Here is a 558-nt window from a genome sequence, read left to right as displayed (position 1 = left end):
GGGCCTGCTCTCCCGGCCGGGCCGGGGGACGCGAGCGATCTCGCCGGCCCGGTGCAGCAGGGCCTCGCTGAGTCGACGGGGGAACGGCTCGCGGGCCTCCAGGAGGACCCGGGGTGCGCGGAAAGCGCGGGCCAGGTGCTGCTCCAACGGCTCGGCCGGGGTGGAGCCGCCGGCTACCACGGCGGCCCGACCCGGCACGCCGGGCTCCAACAGCCCTTCGGCGCGCAGCACCTCGATGGCGCGGCGCACGGTGTCCCGGCCCACGCCGTGGGCGCGGATCATGGCCTGCTGGGCCGGCAGGCGGTCGCCGGGCCGCAGGTCTCCGGCGTGGATCCGTTCCCGGTACGTCGCGGCGATGCGTTCGTAGGCGGGTCCGCTCATGGCCGGCACGCTACAACGCCGGAGGCCTGTCGGCCGGTTGGCGTACCGGGCGGGTGCCAGACCGGGTTTTCGCCGGCGGTGCGACCGGTCCGGGGGTGTGCGGGGAAGGGCCCGGCGAGGGGCTCTCGATGACCCCGGGTGAGGGGTGAGGACTTTTCCGTGACCCGGGGGGTGGAG

The 558-nt window shown here is 76.5% G+C and carries 1 protein-coding gene; it reads right to left on the bottom strand.

Annotated elements, in window-relative coordinates:
• Positions 1-381: winged helix-turn-helix domain-containing protein (locus FNQ90_RS26160; protein ID WP_182608559.1), on the bottom strand; the 381-nt coding region annotated here is incomplete at its 3' end.
• Between the last annotated feature and the right edge of the window lie 177 nt (positions 382-558).

The sequence above is a fragment of the Streptomyces alkaliphilus genome (assembly GCF_014141535.1).
GTDB classification, from domain to species: Bacteria; Actinomycetota; Actinomycetes; order Streptomycetales; family Streptomycetaceae; genus Streptomyces; species Streptomyces alkaliphilus.
This window is presented reverse-complemented; position numbering and strand designations above follow the sequence as displayed.